The following is a 16,834-nucleotide window of genomic DNA, read 5'->3' on the forward strand; positions in this document are numbered from 1 at the left end:
CTCTTCACGGGTGCCCGTACTCTGGTTGGGTGAGCGGTGACAGCGGATCGAAGAGCTACAAGGTCGTCACGTACGGCTGCCAGATGAACGTCCACGACTCCGAGCGGCTCTCCGGGCTGCTGGAGGACGCGGGGTACGTCAAGGCCGGGCGGGACGGCGACCCCGACCTGGTGGTGTTCAACACCTGCGCGGTGCGGGAGAACGCCGACAACAAGCTGTACGGCAACCTCGGGCAGCTGGCCCCGGTCAAGAGCCGCCACCAGGGCATGCAGATCGCCGTCGGCGGCTGCCTGGCGCAGAAGGACCGCGACACCATCGTCCGCAAGGCCCCCTGGGTCGACGTGGTCTTCGGCACTCACAACATCGGCCACCTGCCGGCCCTGCTGGAGCGGGCCGCGGTCGAGCGCAAGGCCCAGGTCGAGATCCTGGAGTCGCTGGAGACCTTCCCCTCCACGCTGCCCACCCGCCGGGAGTCCGCCTACGCCGCGTGGGTCGCGATCTCGGTCGGCTGCAACAACACGTGCACCTTCTGCATCGTCCCCGCGCTGCGCGGCAAGGAGGAGGACCGCCGCCCCGGCGACGTCCTCGCCGAGATCGAGGCGCTGGTCGACGAGGGCGTCATCGAGGTCACCCTGCTCGGCCAGAACGTCAACGCCTACGGCTCCGACCTGGGCGACCGCGAGGCCTTCTCCAAGCTGCTGCGCGCCGCCGGCCAGATCGAGGGCCTGGAGCGGATCCGCTTCACCTCGCCGCACCCGCGCGACTTCACCGACGACGTGATCGCCGCGATGGCCGAGACCCCGAGCGTGATGCACCAGCTGCACATGCCGCTGCAGTCCGGCTCCGACACCGTCCTGAAGGCGATGCGCCGCTCCTACCGGCAGGAGCGCTTCCTGAACATCATCCGCAAGGTGCGGGAGGCGATGCCGGACGCGGCCATCTCCACCGACATCATCGTGGGCTTCCCCGGCGAGACCGAGGAGGACTTCGAGGAGACCATGAAGGTCGTCCGCGAGGCCCGCTTCACCAACGCCTTCACCTTCCAGTACTCCAAGCGCCCGGGCACCCCGGCCGCCGAGATGGACGACCAGATCCCGAAGGCGGTCGTCCAGGCCCGCTACGACCGGCTGATCGCCCTCCAGGAGGAGATCTCCTGGGAGGAGAACAAGAAGCAGGTCGGCCGCACCCTGGAGATCCTGGTCGCCGAGGGCGAGGGCAAGAAGGACGACAGGACCGACCGGCTCTCCGGCCGGGCGCCCGACAACCGGCTGGTGCACTTCACCAGGCCCGCCGAGCCGGTCCGCCCGGGCGACATGGTCACGGTGGAGATCACCTACGCCGCCCCGCACCACCTGCTGGCCGAGGGCCCGGCGCTCTCGGTGCGCCGCACCCGGGCGGGCGACGCCTGGGAGAAGCGCCAGGCCAAGCCCGCCGCCAAGCCGGCCGGCGTGATGCTGGGCCTGCCGTCGATCGGCGCCCCGGCGGCGCTGCCGCTCGCCGCCCCGGCCGGCGGCGCCTGCTGCGGCGACTGACCGCGTCCGAACGCGCGTGCGGCCCGGCGGGACCCTTCGGTCCTGCCGGGCCGTTCGGCGTTCTTGGCTAGAGTGATCCACATGCTGGTTGCCGCCGCCGTCTGTCCCTGTCCGCCGCTGCTCGTCCCCGAGGTCGCCGCCGGGGCGGCGGCCGAGCTGGAGCCGCTGCGCGCGGCCTGCGACGAGGCGCTCGGGGTGGTGCTCGCGGCCGGGCCGGAGCTGCTCGTGGTAGTCGGCACCGGGCCGGAGGCCGAGGTGTGGACCGAGGGCGGGGCCGGGTCGTTCCACCGGTACGGCGTGCCGCTGGTGGCCGCGCTGCCGGGAGGCCGGGCCGAGGGGCCGGAGCTGGCATCCTCGCTGACCGTCGGCGCCTGGCTGCTCGGGCGCGCCGGGGTGACGCTGCCGACGCACGCCTGCGCGGTGCCCGCCGACGCGCCCGCCGACCGGATGCTCGGGCTGGGCCAGGGGCTGGCCGGGCTGGCCGACCGGGTCGGGCTGCTGGTGATGGGGGACGGCAGCGCCTGCCGGTCGCTGAAGGCGCCCGGCTACCTGGACGAGCGCGCCGAGGGCTTCGACGCCGGGCTGGCGCGGGCGCTGGGCTCGGCGGACACGGCGGCGCTGGCCGCCCTGGACGCGGGACTGGCCGCCGAGCTGAAGGCCGAGGGCCGGGCGCCCTGGCAGGTGCTGGCCGGCGCCGCCGAGGGCGCCGGCCTCACCGCGCGGCTGGGGTACCAGGACGCGCCGTACGGCGTCGGGTACCTGGTCGCCTCCTGGAGCTGAGGGCCGGGCCGCCGGGGCCGGTCAGCCGGTCGGGCCTGGGGTGCCGCCCGGGCCCGGGGTACCGTCCGCCGTGGCGCCGGGGGCCTGGGGCTTGTGGGCGAAGTCGTCCACGGCGCCCTTGGCCTTGCTGGTGCCGTGCTCGATCTTCTCGGTGTACTTGCCCTTGGTGGCCTTGTCGATCGCTCCGCCGGCCTTCTCCACCGCGCTCCCGATCTGGTCGCTGTGCTTGCCGGCGAACTCGCTGGCCTTGCCCTTGAGCTCTCCGGCCTTGCCCTTGAGGTTGTCCATCAGACCCATGACGCCTCACCCTTCCTCTCTGTTCCTCTCACAACGTCCGTCAGGGCGGAACCGTTCGCAAGAGGGCGGATCGGCTGAAACCGGTCGCAACCGGCCGGCCCGACGGCGAGCGGGCGTTCCCTGGCAGACTTGACCGGTGAGCAGCCCCACCACCGCCCAGTCCGCCCGCCCCCGCGTCGTCTCGGTCGTCGGCGCGACCGCCGCCGGCAAGTCCGACCTGGCCGTCGCCCTGGCCCGCGCCCTCGGCGGCGAGGTGATCAACACCGACTCGATGCAGCTCTACCGCGGCATGGACATCGGCACCGCCAAGCTCACCGAGGAGGAGCGCGGCGGCATCCCGCACCACCTGCTGGACGTCTGGGACGTCACCGAGGCCGCCAGCGTGGCCGAGTACCAGCGGCTGGCCCGGGCCGGGATCGACCGCCTGCTCGCGGCCGGCCGCACCCCCGTGCTGGTCGGCGGCTCCGGCCTGTACGTCCGGGCGGCGATCGACGAGATGGAGTTCCCGGGCACCGACCCCGTGGTCCGTGCCCGGCTGGAGGAGGAACTGGAGCAGGTCGGCCCGTACGCGCTGCACCGCCGGCTGGCCGGGCTGGACCCGGCCGCGGCCGAGGCGATCCTGACCGGCAACGGCCGGCGGATCGTCCGGGCGCTGGAGGTCATCGAGATCACCGGGCAGCCGTTCACCGCCAACCTGCCGAGCAACACCGCCGTGTACGACGCGGTGCAGATCGGCGTCGCCGTGCCGCGCCCCGAGCTGGACGAGCGGATCACCCTGCGGGTCGACCGGATGTGGCGGGACGGCCTGCTGGAGGAGGTGCGGGAGCTGGAGAAGGCCGGGCTGCGCGACGGCCGGACGGCCTCCCGGGCGCTCGGCTACCAGCAGGTGCTCGACCACTTCGCCGGCGCGTGCACGGAGGACGAGGCGCGCGCCGAGACGGTCCGGGCCACCAAGCGGTTCGCCCGCCGGCAGGAGTCCTGGTTCCGCCGGGACGACCGGATCCACTGGCTCGCCAGGCCGGCCGGCACCGACCCGGTCGCGCTGCTGGACCGGTCGCTGGAACTGATCGACCGTCAGGAATCCGCCGTCCGGTAGGCGCTTTCCGGCCATCCGGCGGTGCAGTTGCGCGCGCAGACGGGCGTGCAGGACGGCATGGCGGTCACGGCCGGATCACGTGATGGCCACGGATCACCCGTCTGCCCCGGTCAGGCCCGGAACGCCACTCTGGACATGCCATCATCGATGCCATAAGGGTCGGCCCGGGCGGGCCGACCGTGCCCGACCGCGAGTCCGCACTCGTGTCGAACTGTCAGGGGAGGCCGCGTGTCCACGGGTACCGGCCCCGAAACCGGCCAGAGCGCCAGGTCCGTGAACGGTGCGCCCGGCAACGGCGGCAGTGCCACGGCACAGGCCGACGACCTGGACTCCTCGACGCTGCCCGACCTGCCGGTGCTGCCCGGCCTCGACGGGCCCACCTCCTACGCGGTCGCGCTGCCGGCCCTGGACACCCGCGCCCCCGCCGGCGCGGTGCACGAGCGGGAGATCCGGCCGCGCCGCCGGCTCCGCTGGTGGCAGACCCTGCCGATCGCCCTGGTGGCCACCGCCGGCTCGCTGATGTTCGCCTTCCCGCTGGCCTTCGGCTCGGCCGGGGCGGGCTCGGCGATGATCGGGATGCTCGGCCTGTTGCTCACCGCGGCCTCGCTCGGCTGGGGCGCGATGGCGGCCCGGCACGCGGGGTACAAGTGGCCCGGCCTGCCGCGCCGCGGCACCGGCGAGCGGGCCGGGTGGAAGGCGATCGTGATCTACACGCTGATCGTGCTGGCCGCCTGCGCGCTGGCGCTGTACCGGGTGGTCCGGCTCTCCGGACGGTAGCCACCGGATTCCTCCGCCCGCCCCCCGGGGCGCCCCGGGCCCTTTCGCCCCGGGAACCGGAGCGCGGCGGTCCGGTGCTCCTCGGTACCATCGGGAGGGTGACCGCATCCTCCGCGCAGCCCGTCGGCCTCCCCTTCCTCAAGGGGCACGGCACCCAGAACGACTTCGTGATCGTCCCCGACCCGGAGGGCCGGCTGGACATCGGCCCCGAGGCCGTGGCCGCGCTGTGCGACCGCCGGTCGGGCATCGGTGGTGACGGGCTGCTGCGCGTGGTGCGCTCCGCCGCCGACCCGGTGGCGGCCGGCCAGGCCGACCGGGCCGAGTGGTTCATGGACTACCGCAACTCCGACGGCTCGATCGGCGAGATGTGCGGCAACGGCGTCCGCGTCTTCGCCCGCTACCTGGTCGAGGCCGGGCTGGCGAAGCCGGGCGAGCTGCCGGTGGCCACCCGGGCCGGACTGCGGACCGTGCGGGTCGCCGAGGACGCCGAGGACGGCACGCCCGGCGAGATCACCGTCGACATGGGGCGCGCCCTGCTGCCCGGTCCGGACGGGATCGAGGTGACGGTCGGCGGCCGGACCTGGCCGGCCCTGAACGTCAACATGGGCAACCCGCACGCGGTCGCCTTCGTCGAGAGCCTGGACCACGCCGGCGACCTGCGCACCGCGCCGCCGGTGAGCCCCGAGGGCGTCTACCCGGAGGGCGTCAACGTCGAGTTCGTGGTGGACCGGGGGCCGCGGCACGTCGCGATGCGGGTGCACGAGCGCGGCTCCGGCGAGACCCGCTCCTGCGGCACCGGCGCGTGCGCCGTCGCGGTGGCCGCCGCCCGCCGGGACGGCGTGGACCCGGCGGTCACCGGTGAGGCCGTCACGTACACGGTGGACGTCCTGGGCGGCCGGCTGACGATCACCGAGCACCCGGACGGCCGGGTGGAGAAGACCGGTCCGGCGGTCGTCGTCGCCCGCGGCGAACTGGACCCGTCCTGGTCGGCGCTGGTGCGCGGAGCCTGACCCGACGTCACCCGACGGCCCGCGTTTGCCCATTTCGTCCGGGATCGAATCCCCCCGTTCGAGTGATACCCCCTGCGGACGGGAAGCGGGGCCTCGCGGAACGTGCTCTGCTCGGTAGCATGGACCACCGGGTCGGCCCACGCCCCCGGTACTGCTGCCGGAGGTGCCGATGACCATCGAAGCCGGTCAGCCCCTGGCGGGGCAGCCGACGCCCGCACGGCAAACCGGGCCCAGGCGCCCGCTCGGCGGGTTGGGCCGGGCCGCGCTCGGCCGCGCCGGGCGCGCCGCGCTGCTGGCCACCGGCCGTCCGCCGGTGCCGGACGCGCTCGAACCGCTGGTCCAGGCCCACCGCCGGCACCATCCGCAGGCCGACCTCGGCCTGCTCGGCCGCGCCTACCGGCTGGCCGAGGCGAGCCACCGCGGCCAGAAGCGCAAGAGCGGCGAGCCGTACATCACCCACCCGCTGGCCGTCACCATGATCCTGGCCCAACTCGGCGCCGGGACGACCACCTTGGTCGCCTCGCTGCTCCACGACACGGTCGAGGACACCGAGTTGACGCTGGACCAGGTGGCCGAGGGATTCGGGCCCGAAGTCGCCTACCTGGTCGACGGGGTGACGAAGCTGGAGAAGGTCGACTTCGGCGCGGCGGCCGAGGCGGAGACCTTCCGCAAGATGCTGGTCGCCACCGGGGACGACGTCCGGGTGATGGTCATCAAGCTCGCCGACCGGCTGCACAACATGCGCACCATCCGGCACATGAAGCCGGCCAGCCAGGTGCGGATCGCCAAGGTCACCCGGGACGTGCTGATCCCGCTGGCCGAGCGGCTCGGCATCCAGGTGCTCAAGGCGGAGCTGGAGGACATCGTCTTCGCCACCCTGCACCCCGAGGAGCACACCCGCGCCCGGGCCCTGCTCGGCCGGCACGAGGCCGGTCCCGACTCCCTGCTGGCGCCGTTCGCCCGCAGCCTGGCCCGCCAGCTCGCCGAGGCCGGGATCGCCGCCGAGGTCACCGTCCGCCCCCGGCACTGCGTCTCGCTGCACCGGGTACTGCTCAAGCGGGCCGCCGCCCCCGGGCCGGACGGCAAGCCGCAGGGGCCGCAGCCGGCCGACTTCGGGCGGCTGCTGGTGGTGGTGGAGGAGAACGCCGACTGCTACGCGGTGCTCGGCGAGCTGCACACCTGCTGGACGCCGCTGCCGGGGGAGTTCAAGGACTTCGTGGCCGCGCCCAAGTTCAACCTCTACCAGTCGCTGCACACCGCGGTGGCGCTGGCCGGCGGCGAGGTGGTCGAGGTGCTGGTGCGCACCCGGCGGATGCACGAGGTGGCCGAGACCGGGGTGGTCGCGCTCGGCGACCCCCGCCAGCCCGGGACCGGCGGCGACCAGGGCCGCGACGAGCTGGACCGCACCGACCCGGCCCGGCCCGGCTGGCTCTCCCGCCTGCTGGAGTGGCAGCAGGAGACCCCGGACCCGGACGCCTTCTGGTCCGCGCTCACCGCCGACCTGGCGGGGGACCGCGAGATCACCGTGGTCACCGAGCGCGGCGAAACGCTTCAGCTCAGAGCCGGTGCCACCTGTGTGGACGCCGCCTACCTGCTCGGCGAGGAGACCGGCCACCGCTGCATCGGGGCCCGGGTGAACGGCCGGCTCGCCGCGCTCTCCACCGTGCTCCACGACGGCGACCGGGTGGCCATCCTCACCGAGGACGCCGCCGGACCGGCGCCCGAGTGGCTGGCGCACGCCCGCACCCCGGCCGCCCGGCTCGCCATCGAGCGCTGGCTGGCCGACCACCCGGCCGACCAGCCGCCGCGCCGCCCGGCGGTCCGCACCGGCCCGTCCGCCGGCCAGCCCGCGCCGCCGGACCGCCCGGTCGCGGCCGGCCGGCCCGCCGCCCCGGTCGTCGTGGCCGGGCGCCCCGGAGCGCCCGTCCGGCTGGCCCGCTGCTGCACCCCGGTGCCGCCGGACGAGATCGCCGGCTACCCGATCCGCGCCGGCGCGGTCGCCGTGCACCGGGCCGGCTGTCCGGCGGGGGAGCGGATGCGGGCCGACGGGCGCGGCGCCCTGGAGGTCCACTGGCGCCCCGGCGGCGCCCCGGCCGCCGGCTTCCGGGCCACCCTGCGGGCCGAGGCGCTGAACCGCCCCCGGCTGCTGGCCGACCTCACGGCCGCGATCTCGGCCGAGGGCGTCGGGATCGTCTCGGCCGAGGTGGAGCCGCCGCAGGAGCTGCGGGTGCGGCACACCTACACCGTCGAGCTGCCGGACCCGGCCGCGCTGGCCGCCGTGCTGCGGGCCATGCTGCGGGTCTCCGGGGTGTACGACGTGGAGCGCCCGCACGCCCCGGCGGGCGGGGGACCGGGCCGTCCGCCGGCCGCGGCGGCGCCGTCCGGGGAAATGGGGATGACCGGCGCACGCCCGGCGTGCGACCATCATGGGGAATTCACGGCCGGACTGCGGCGTTGACCGGGCGGAGGAGTCTCAGCCCGTCCCGCGGCCCCGAGGGGTAGCTCACACCTCGCCCGAGTGCTAGACGGGGCGGCAGCTGGGCAGACTCCGGGCACGACCGTCCGTACGGTCGCGCACAGGCCACCCGTTCCAGCAGCCTAAGGACAGAATGACCTCCACGTTCGACACCCGCGACCACGCCGACGCCCCGCGCCGCCTCGACGGTCTGCGGGCGGAAGCCCTCATGGACGAGGACCGCGCGGCCATCGACGAGGACCTCGACCACCACTTCGACGGCGACCAGTACGACCGCAGCGAGCGCGCCGCGCTCCGTCGTGTCGCCGGCCTCTCCACCGAACTCCAGGACGTCACCGAGGTCGAGTACCGCCAGCTCCGCCTGGAGCGCGTGGTGCTCGTCGGCGTCTGGACCGACGGCACGCTGGAGGAGGCGGAGAACTCGATGGCCGAGCTCGCCGCACTGGCCGAGACGGCCGGCTCCGAGGTGCTGGACGGCGTCATCCAGCGCCGCGACAAGCCCGACGCGGCCACCTACATCGGCTCCGGCAAGGCCCAGGAGCTGCGCGACATCGTCGCCTCCACCGGGGCGGACACCGTGGTCTGCGACGGTGAGCTCACCCCGGGCCAGCTGATCCACCTCGAAGACGTGGTCAAGGTCAAGGTCGTCGACCGCACGGCCCTGATCCTGGACATCTTCGCCCAGCACGCCAAGTCCCGCGAGGGCAAGGCGCAGGTCTCGCTCGCGCAGATGCAGTACATGCTGCCGCGGCTGCGCGGCTGGGGCCAGTCGCTCTCCCGGCAGATGGGTGGTGGCGGCTCCGGCTCGTCCGGCGGCGGCATGGCCACCCGCGGTCCCGGTGAGACCAAGATCGAGACCGACCGGCGCCGGATCCGCGAGAAGATGGCGAAGCTCCGCAAGGAGATCGCCGACATGAAGAAGGGCCGCGACACCAAGCGCCAGGAGCGCCGGCGCCACCAGGTGCCGTCCGTGGCCATCGCCGGCTACACCAACGCCGGCAAGTCCTCGCTGCTCAACCGGCTCACCGGCGCGGGCGTGCTGGTGGAGAACGCGCTGTTCGCCACCCTTGACCCGACCGTGCGCCGGGCGCAGACCCCGAGCGGCCGGGTCTACACCCTGGCCGACACCGTCGGCTTCGTCCGGCACCTGCCGCACCACCTGGTCGAGGCGTTCCGCTCCACCATGGAGGAGGTCGCGGACGCCGACCTCATCCTGCACGTGGTGGACGGCTCGCACCCCGAGCCGGAGACGCAGCTGGCCGCCGTCCGCGAGGTCGTCGTCTCGGTCGACGCGCAGAACGTGCCCGAGATCGTCGTGATCAACAAGGCCGACGCGGCCGACCCGCACGTGCTGCAGCGCCTGCTGCGCCGCGAGCCGCACGCCATCGTGGTGTCGGCCCGCACCGGTGCGGGCATCGAGGAGCTGCTCAGGCTCATCGACGAGGAGCTGCCGCGCCCGGCCGTCGAGGTGCACGCGCTCGTCCCGTACACCCAGGGCGCGCTGGTGTCCCGGGTGCACGCCGAGGGCGAGCTGCTCGCCACCGAGCACACCGCCGAGGGCACCCTGCTGCACGCCAAGGTGCCGGCCGAGCTGGCCGCCGAACTGGAGCACTTCGCGGTGGCGCTGAGCCCGCAGGGCTGAGCCGCACCGCGCGAACGGGCCCCGGTTCCCTCCCGTGAGGGGGAACCGGGGCCCGTCGCGTCGTTCCGCCGGCTACTTCTTCTTCGAGATCCAGCCCAGCGCCTGCTCGGCGACCGTCTCCAGGTACGGCCCGCTCAGCGAGGTGTGCTCCTGGGTGCCGATCGAGGTGTTGGAGACCAGCGCGAGCCGGCCGTCCGGCATCGGCGCGAACCAGCCGCCGCCGCTGGAGCCCTGGGTCATGTTGCAGCCGATGGTGAGCATCGACGGGCGCTTGGGCTCGAAGGAGAGCCGGGTCGGCTTCCCGCCCTCGCACTTGTAGAGCTCCTGGCCGTCGAACGGCTTGTACAGCGGGTAGCCGACCGCCGTGACGGCGAGCTTGTCGCGCGGCGCGTCGAACCAGACCGGGACGGCCCCGCCGACCGTCTCCTCCAGCGACTTGCCGCCCTCGTTCTGGTTGCTCACCCGCATGATCGCGAAGTCGTACTGGTTCGCCGCGTCACCGGTGCCGCCGCCCTCGACCAGCCACTGCGGCGAGGTCACCACGTCCTTGGCCCACCAGGTGCCGAGCGGCGCCAGCTCGGACAGCGGGGCCTTCCTGCCACCGCTGGAGGCGCCCGAGTTGTTGTAGGCCGGGACGAAGACCAGGTCCTTGAAGTAGTTGCCGCCCTTGCCCGGGTGGACGCAGTGGCCGGCCGTCCAGACCAGGTTGCTCTTCCCCGGGTGCGCCGGGTCCTGGATCACGGTGGCCGAGCAGTTGCCGCGGCCGCCCTCGGCGGAGAAGAAGACCTTGCCGGAGGGCTGCTTGGTGTACGGGCGCGGCACCGTCACGGCCTTGACCACCGACGGCTCCGGGTCGGTGACACCGGCGTCCTCGGCGGGCTTGGCGGTGGGCGGCGCAGGGTCGGCCGGCTTGGAGTCGCCCATCTTGTCGGGGTTCCAGAAGTCCTTGACGATCGGGTTGTTGAAGACGTGCTTGGACGCCCAGTTGTCCCAGTCCTCGAACTTCCACTTCGTCAGGTCGTCCCAGCTCTTCGGCAGGCCCTCCAGCAGGCCGGTCGGAAGGCCCGAGGGCAGGGTGATGCCGCCGATCACGCCACTGCCGCCCCCCGCGGCGGTGGCGGAGGCGGTGGCGCCGCCGGAGGGCGGCGGTGCGGCGGTGCCCCCGCCCGAGGGCCCGTCCGGGCCGCAGGCGGTGACGGCGAACAGGGTCCCCGCGGCGAGGACCGCCGCCGCGGCTGACCGGTGGATCGCTGGCATGGTGCTGTCCCCCTGGGTAGTTCGGTGTGGGCGGCGGACCGCCGTCCTGGAGTCTGCCACTGGCCACCAGGACGGCCCCCGGCGGCCCCCGGGTTCCGGACCCCGGCGAGGGTCACCGATCCGTGACGCGGTGACGGGCGGTCCGGCCGTACGACGGGCCCGCCTTCCCGCCCGCGCGGCGGACAATCACCGATCTTCACCCGGACGAGTGAGCGGTCCTTGTGATCACCCCTCAGGGATAGGTAACCCTTACCTGACGCGACGGTGTGAGCGCCCGCCGGTTCTCTCCACCCCCTGCGCGTCGGCACTCCACGCGCATCAAGGAGCAGCATTGAGCACCGCCCTGACCGGAGCCCCGCCCCGACTCCCGGCCCCCAGGACCGCCGCCGAAGCGGCGCCCGCCCCGTCCGACCGGCTGCTCCACCCGGACCCGGTCGTCGCCGCCGAACAGGCCGCCCTGGAGGCCCTGCTGCGCTGCTGGGCCCGGGAGACCGGCGCCCTCCCAGGCCCCGACGGGTACCTGCGGATCGCCGTCCTCGGCGGCGCCGCCCGGCTCTCCGCCCCGGTGCGGCACTGGTCGCCGGCCGGCTGGCACCGGTTCGGCCCGGCCACCCTCGCGGCCGGCGAGGCCGACGCGGCGGGGGACTTCGCCGACGCCCCGGTGGACGCCGTCACCGCCGCCGCCCTGCTCGCCGCCGCGGCCGCCGACCGGCCCGACCCCGGGCAGATCGCCGACCTCGCCGCCCGGGTCGCCGACTCGGTGGTCCGCACCGCCGACATCCTGGCCCACCACCGGGCCGCCACCGCCCCGGTGCCCGGCGGACCCGAGCGCTCGGAGTTCCTCGCCACCGAGCAGTCCTTGCTGCTCGGCCACCCGATGCACCCCACCCCGAAGAGCCGCGACGGCCTCGGCCCCGCCCAGAGCGCCGCCTACTCGCCCGAACTGCACGGCTCCTTCCAACTGCACTGGTGGGCCGTCGACCGCGAACTGCTCGCCGCCGGCTCCGCCGTCGCCGACAGCGCCGACCGGATCACCGCCCGGCTGCTCGACGACCCCGCCCTGCTGCCGCCCGGCACCGCCGCCCTGCCGCTGCACCCCTGGCAGGCCCGCGAACTCGCCCACCGCCCCGCCGTCGCCGCCCTGCTCGCCGAGGGCCGGCTGCACGACCTCGGCCAGGCCGGCGACCCCTGGTACCCCACCTCCTCGGTGCGCACCGTCTACCGGCCCGGCACCCCCTGGATGCTCAAGCTCTCGCTCGGCCTGCGGATCACCAACTCCCGCCGGGAGAACCTCCGCAAGGAACTCCACCGCGGCCTGGAGATGCACCGGCTGCTGGAGAGCGGCCTGGCCGACGAGTGGCGGGCCGCCCACCCCGGCTTCGACATCGTCCGCGACCCCGCCTGGATCGGCGTCGACCACCCCGGCCTCGGAGACCCCGGCGGCCTGGACACCGTGCTGCGCGCCCAGCCCTTCGCCCCCGGGGACCGCGTCCACTGCGTGGCCGGGCTGGTCGCCGAACGCCCGCACGGCGCCGGCGGCGACACCGTCCCCTCCCGGCTCGGCGACCTGCTGCGCGCGCTCGCCGCCCGCACCGGCCGCCCGCTGCCCACGGTCACCGCCGAATGGCTCCTGCGCTACCTGGACGCCGTCGTCCTGCCCGTGCTCTGGCTGGACGGCGTGGCCGGCATCGCCCTGGAGGCCCACCAGCAGAACAGCCTGGTGCTGCTGGACGCCGCCGGCTGGCCGACCGGCGGCCGCTACCGCGACAACCAGGGCTACTACTACCGGCGCAGCGCCGCCGACCGGCTCACCGCCCGGCTGTCCGGCCTCGGCACCCGCAGCGACACCTTCCTCGACGACCCGGTGATCGACCACCACTTCGCCTACTACCTGGGCATCAACCACGTGCTCGGCCTGGTCGGCGCGCTCGGCTCCCAGCAGCTCGCCGACGAGGCCGTCCTGCTCGCCGCGCTCCGGCGCTTCCTGACCGGGCCCGCCGCCACCGCCACCGGCTCGGCGCTGCCCGGCCTGCTGCTGGACGCGCCGACCCTGCCCTGCAAGGCCAACCTGCTCACCCGGATCCAGGGCCTGGACGAACTGGTCGGCCCGGTCGCCACCCAGTCCGTGTACGTCGACATCCCCAACCCGGTGGCCGGCGCGTGAGCGGCGCCGCGCGGCCGGCCGGACCCGGCGCGGGCGGGGAACCGGCCCGGTGGGGCGCCATGCCCACCGCCGCCGGCGAGTTCCGGCTGCGCCCGGTCCGGCTCCCCGCCGACCTCGGCCTGCTCACCGGCTGGATGAACGACCCCGAGGTCGCCGCCTTCTGGGAGCTCGCCGGCCCGCCCGCCGTCACCGAGCGGCACCTGCGCGGACAGCTCGGCGGCGACGGGCGCAGCCTGCCCTGCCTCGGCCTGCTCGACGACACCCCGATGAGCTACTGGGAGGTCTACCGCGCCGACCTCGACCCGCTCGCCGCCCACTACCCGGCCCGGCCCCACGACACCGGCCTCCACCTGCTGCTCGGCCCCGCCACCAGCCGCGGCCGGGGCCTCGGCGCCACCCTGCTCGCCGCCCTGGCCGACCGACTCCTGCACGCACGGCCGCGCTGCGCCCGGGTGCTCGCCGAACCCGACGTCCGCAACCGGCGCTCCGTCCACGCCTTCCGACGGGCCGGCTTCCGGCTCGCCGCCGAAATCGACCTGCCCGGCAAACGGGCCGCCCTGATGGTCCGCGACCGCACCCCGCACCCCGCCTAGGACTGCACCCGCCCATGGACACCCCCGCACCCCCGCCCGGGCCGTACGACCTGCTCGGCGTCGGCATCGGCCCGTTCAACCTCTCGCTCGCCGCGCTCGCCGACCCCGTCCCCGGCCTGCGCACCCTCTTCTGCGACCGGCGCCCGGAGTTCCGCTGGCACCCCGGGATGCTCGTCGACGGCGCACGGATGCAGGTGCCGTTCCTCGCCGACCTGGTCTCCCTGGTCGACCCGACCAACCCGTGGTCCTTCCTCAACCACCTGCGCGAACAGGACCGGCTGTTCCCGTTCTACTTCACCGAACGCTTCCAGCTCACCCGCCGCGAGTACGACCACTACTGCCGCTGGGCCGCCGACCGGCTCGCCAACTGCCGCTTCGGCACCGAGGTCACCGCCCTGCGCTGGACCGGCGACCGCTACCGCGCCGAACTGCGCGAGAGCGCCACCGGCCGGCAGCACACCGTCGAGGCCCGCAACGTCGTGCTCGGCGTCGGCACCCTGCCCGTGCGGCCCGCCGCCTTCGCCGCCCTCGACGGCCACCCCCGGGTCTTCCACTCCGCCTCCTACCTCGACCGGCGCGAGGACCTGGCCGGCGCCCGGGACATCACCGTCGTCGGCAGCGGCCAGTCCGGCGCCGAGGTCTTCCTCGACCTGCTGCGCCGCCACGACGGCGACGGCGTCCGGCTGCGCTGGCTCACCCGCACCCGGGCGCTCGCGCCGATGGAGTACTCCAAGCTCGGCCTCGAGCACTTCACCCCCGACTACACCCGGTACTTCCACGGTCTGCCCGGCGCCGTGCGCGACACCCTGGTCGAGGCCCAGTGGCAGCTGCACAAGGCCGCCTCCGCCGAGACCCTCGCCGAGATCCACGACCACCTCTACGCGCGCACCGTCGGCCGGCCGGTCGGCGAGGCGCCGGTCGAGATCACCCCCGGAACCGCCGTCACCGACGCCCGCTCCGGCCCCTGCGGCGGGCTCGAACTCGACTGCCTGCACACCGACTCCGGCACCGGGCACGTGCTGCGCACCGACGCCGTGGTGCTCGCCACCGGCTACCGGGCCGCCCGCCCGGCCGCCCTGGAACCGCTCGCCCACCTCGTCGACTGGGACGCCGCCGGCCGCTACCGGGTCGGCCTCGACCACCGGGTGGCCACCCGGCCGGAGGTCACCGGCGGGCTGTACGTGCAGAACGGCGAACTGCACACCCACGGGGTGGGCGCCCCCGACCTGGGCCTCGGCGCCCACCGCGCCGCGGTGATCCTCAACGCCGTCACCGGGCGGACCGTCCACCGGCTGCCCGAGCGCACCGCCTGGACCGGCTTCGCCCCGCCGGCCGCACCCGTTCCCGTACCCGCCCTTCCCCGACCCCAGGAGCCGACCCGTGCCGCAACCGCCGGCCGCTGAACCACCGCTGTACCTGCCGCCGCAGCTCACCGCCGGGCACTGGCGGCGGGCCGGCCGCGCGCTGCTGGCCAAGATGCTCGGCGAGTTCGCCTACGAGGAGCTCGTCACCCCCGTCGGGACGGGCGCCCCCGGCGGCTACGCGCTCGGACTGCCCGGGGCCGAGTACCGCTTCACCGCCCGGCGCGGCGCCTACGACGGCTGGCTCGTCGACCCCGGCTCGGTCACCTGCGACGTGCCCGAGGACCTCGACCCGCTGCGCTTCCTCATCCGCGCCCGGCACACCCTCGGCCTGCGCGGTGACACCACCGGCCACCTGCTGCGCGAACTCACCGCCACGCTGACCGCCGACACCCGGCTGCTCGCCACCGAGCTCACCGCCGCCGAACTCGCCGACCTCGGCCACACCGAACTGGAGGGCCGGCAGGGCGGCCACCCGTGGATCGTCCCCAACAAGGGCCGGATCGGCTTCTCCGCCGCCGACACCGCCCACTGGGCCCCCGAGGCCCGCACCCCGCGCGCGCTGCCCTGGATCGCCGTCCACCGCCGGCTCGCCGAGTACCGGGGCGTGGCCGGCGTCGCCGACCCCGCGGCGCTGTACCGCCGTGAACTGGACGACCCGGACGCGCTGTGCGCCCCGCTCGGCGCCGCCGCCGGCGACTACCTGCTGCTGCCGGTGCACCCCTGGCAGTGGGACGAGACGGTGCTGCCGCTGTTCGCCCCGTGGATCGCCTCCGGCGAGATCGTCCCGCTCGGCACCGACGGCGACCTGCGGCTGCCCCAGCAGTCGATCCGCTCGTTCTTCAACGAGAGCCGCCCCGAGCGCTGCACCGTCAAGCTGCCGCTGGCCGTCCTCAACACCCTGGTCTGGCGCGGCCTGCCCACCGAGCGCACGCTGGCCGCGCCCGCCGTCACCGCCTGGATCCACGGGCTGCGCGACGCCGACCCGTTCCTGCGCGACGAGTGCCGGGTGGTGCTGCTCGGCGAGATCGCCTCGGTCACCGTCGACCACCCGCTCTACCGGGAGCTGCCCGAGGCCCCGTACCAGTACAAGGAGCTGCTCGGCGCGATCTGGCGCGAGCCGCTCGGCCCCGCGCTGGCGCCCGGCGAGCGCGCCCGCACCCTGGCCGCCCTGCTGCAGACCGGCCGCGACGGGAGACCGCTCGCCGCCGAGCTGATCGCCCGCTCCGGGCTCGCCCCCGCCGACTGGACCGCCCGGCTGTTCGCCGCGCTGCTGCCGCCGCTGCTGCACTTCCTCTACCGGTACGGGCTGGTCTTCTCCCCGCACGGCGAGAACGCCATCGTGGTGTTCGACGAGCGGGACGTGCCGGTCCGGCTGGCGGTCAAGGACTTCGTCGACGACGTCAACCTCAGCGACCAGGACCTGCCGGAGCTGCGCGGCCTGCCCGCCGAGGTGGACGCGGTGCTGCTGCGCGAGGACCCGCAGGGCCTGTGCCAGTTCCTGCACTCCGGGCTGTTCATCGGCGTGTTCCGCTTCCTGGCGCCGCTGCTGGAGGCGCGGACCGGCCTGGCCGAGGCGCGGTTCTGGGCGCTGCTGCGCGCCGAGGTGCTGCGCCACCAGGCGCGGTTCCCGGAACTCGCCGACCGGTTCGCGCTGTTCGACCTGTTCCGGCCGCGGATCGACCGGCTCTGCCTGAACCGCAACCGGCTGCTGCTGGACGGCTACGGGGACCGCCCGCACCGTCCGCACGCCGCCCGGCACGGCACCGTGCCCAACCCGCTCGCCGCGGACGGGACGACGCCGCTGCCGGGACAACGGGACCGGATTGTCACCCCCGCCCCGTAGGGT

13 protein-coding genes are annotated in these 16,834 nt (G+C 74.9%); 11 read left to right on the forward strand and 2 right to left on the reverse strand.

Annotation, left to right across the window (positions count from 1 at the left end; genetic code table 11):
- Positions 1 to 29: 29 nt before the first annotated feature.
- Both miaB and ACFZBX_RS24935 read left to right on the forward strand, forming a co-directional pair.
- Positions 30 to 1,532, forward strand: a complete 1,503-nt coding sequence (gene miaB, locus ACFZBX_RS24930; RefSeq protein ID WP_391536005.1) for a tRNA (N6-isopentenyl adenosine(37)-C2)-methylthiotransferase MiaB — start codon at positions 30 to 32, stop codon at positions 1,530 to 1,532.
- 81 nt (positions 1,533 to 1,613) lie between these two features.
- Complete coding sequence (locus ACFZBX_RS24935; protein ID WP_391536006.1) at positions 1,614 to 2,312, forward strand: class III extradiol dioxygenase subunit B-like domain-containing protein; 699 nt, start codon at positions 1,614 to 1,616, stop codon at positions 2,310 to 2,312.
- Positions 2,313 to 2,333: 21 nt separating this feature from the next.
- Here the strand turns inward: ACFZBX_RS24935 and ACFZBX_RS24940 are convergent, their stop codons facing one another.
- Positions 2,334 to 2,609, reverse strand: a complete 276-nt coding sequence (locus ACFZBX_RS24940) for an antitoxin (protein WP_391536007.1) — start codon at positions 2,607 to 2,609, stop codon at positions 2,334 to 2,336.
- Positions 2,610 to 2,745: 136 nt separating this feature from the next.
- Between ACFZBX_RS24940 and miaA the strand changes: the two genes are divergently transcribed.
- The 5 genes from miaA (at position 2,746) to hflX (ending at position 9,610) form a co-directional block, all read left to right on the forward strand.
- Positions 2,746 to 3,705: a tRNA (adenosine(37)-N6)-dimethylallyltransferase MiaA gene (gene miaA / locus ACFZBX_RS24945; RefSeq protein WP_391536008.1), complete on the forward strand. Its 960-nt coding sequence runs from the start codon at positions 2,746 to 2,748 to the stop codon at positions 3,703 to 3,705.
- Positions 3,706 to 3,933: 228 nt separating this feature from the next.
- Positions 3,934 to 4,482 (forward strand): hypothetical protein, encoded by a 549-nt coding sequence (locus tag ACFZBX_RS24950; protein ID WP_391536009.1) that lies wholly within the window; start codon positions 3,934 to 3,936, stop codon positions 4,480 to 4,482.
- Between the two features lie 98 nt (positions 4,483 to 4,580).
- Positions 4,581 to 5,492 (forward strand): diaminopimelate epimerase, encoded by a 912-nt coding sequence (dapF, locus tag ACFZBX_RS24955; protein ID WP_391536010.1) that lies wholly within the window; start codon positions 4,581 to 4,583, stop codon positions 5,490 to 5,492.
- 169 nt (positions 5,493 to 5,661) lie between these two features.
- Complete coding sequence (locus ACFZBX_RS24960) at positions 5,662 to 7,950, forward strand: RelA/SpoT family protein (RefSeq protein ID WP_391536011.1); 2,289 nt, start codon at positions 5,662 to 5,664, stop codon at positions 7,948 to 7,950.
- Positions 7,951 to 8,101: 151 nt separating this feature from the next.
- The gene (gene hflX / locus ACFZBX_RS24965; protein ID WP_391536012.1) at positions 8,102 to 9,610 is read left to right on the forward strand and encodes a GTPase HflX; all 1,509 of its coding nucleotides are present in this window, start codon (positions 8,102 to 8,104) and stop codon (positions 9,608 to 9,610) included.
- Positions 9,611 to 9,682: 72 nt separating this feature from the next.
- Here hflX and ACFZBX_RS24970 read toward each other — a convergent pair whose 3' ends face one another.
- Entirely contained in the window at positions 9,683 to 10,867 is a 1,185-nt protein-coding gene (locus ACFZBX_RS24970) for a trypsin-like serine peptidase (protein WP_391536013.1), read from the reverse strand.
- A gap of 331 nt (positions 10,868 to 11,198) precedes the next feature.
- Here ACFZBX_RS24970 and ACFZBX_RS24975 point away from each other — a divergent pair, with 331 nt between their 5' ends.
- Genes ACFZBX_RS24975 through ACFZBX_RS24990 form a run of 4 tightly spaced genes read left to right on the forward strand, consistent with a single transcriptional unit; the run spans position 11,199 to position 16,831 of the window.
- Positions 11,199 to 13,031, forward strand: a complete 1,833-nt coding sequence (locus ACFZBX_RS24975; protein WP_391536014.1) for an IucA/IucC family protein — start codon at positions 11,199 to 11,201, stop codon at positions 13,029 to 13,031.
- Complete coding sequence (locus tag ACFZBX_RS24980; protein ID WP_391536102.1) at positions 12,923 to 13,624, forward strand: GNAT family N-acetyltransferase; 702 nt, start codon at positions 12,923 to 12,925, stop codon at positions 13,622 to 13,624. Before ACFZBX_RS24975 ends, ACFZBX_RS24980 begins: the two co-directional genes overlap by 109 nt.
- A 14-nt stretch (positions 13,625 to 13,638) precedes the next feature.
- A complete protein-coding gene (locus tag ACFZBX_RS24985) occupies positions 13,639 to 15,027 on the forward strand; it encodes a lysine N(6)-hydroxylase/L-ornithine N(5)-oxygenase family protein (RefSeq protein ID WP_391536015.1) in 1,389 nt (462 codons plus the stop codon).
- A complete protein-coding gene (locus tag ACFZBX_RS24990) occupies positions 15,005 to 16,831 on the forward strand; it encodes an IucA/IucC family protein (RefSeq protein WP_391536016.1) in 1,827 nt (608 codons plus the stop codon). The genes ACFZBX_RS24985 and ACFZBX_RS24990 overlap by 23 nt, the downstream gene beginning before the upstream one ends.
- The last annotated feature ends 3 nt before the right edge of the window (positions 16,832 to 16,834 follow it).

Origin of the sequence: Kitasatospora sp. NPDC008115 (assembly GCF_042957205.1) — a bacterium.
Lineage (GTDB): Bacteria > Actinomycetota > Actinomycetes > Streptomycetales > Streptomycetaceae > Kitasatospora.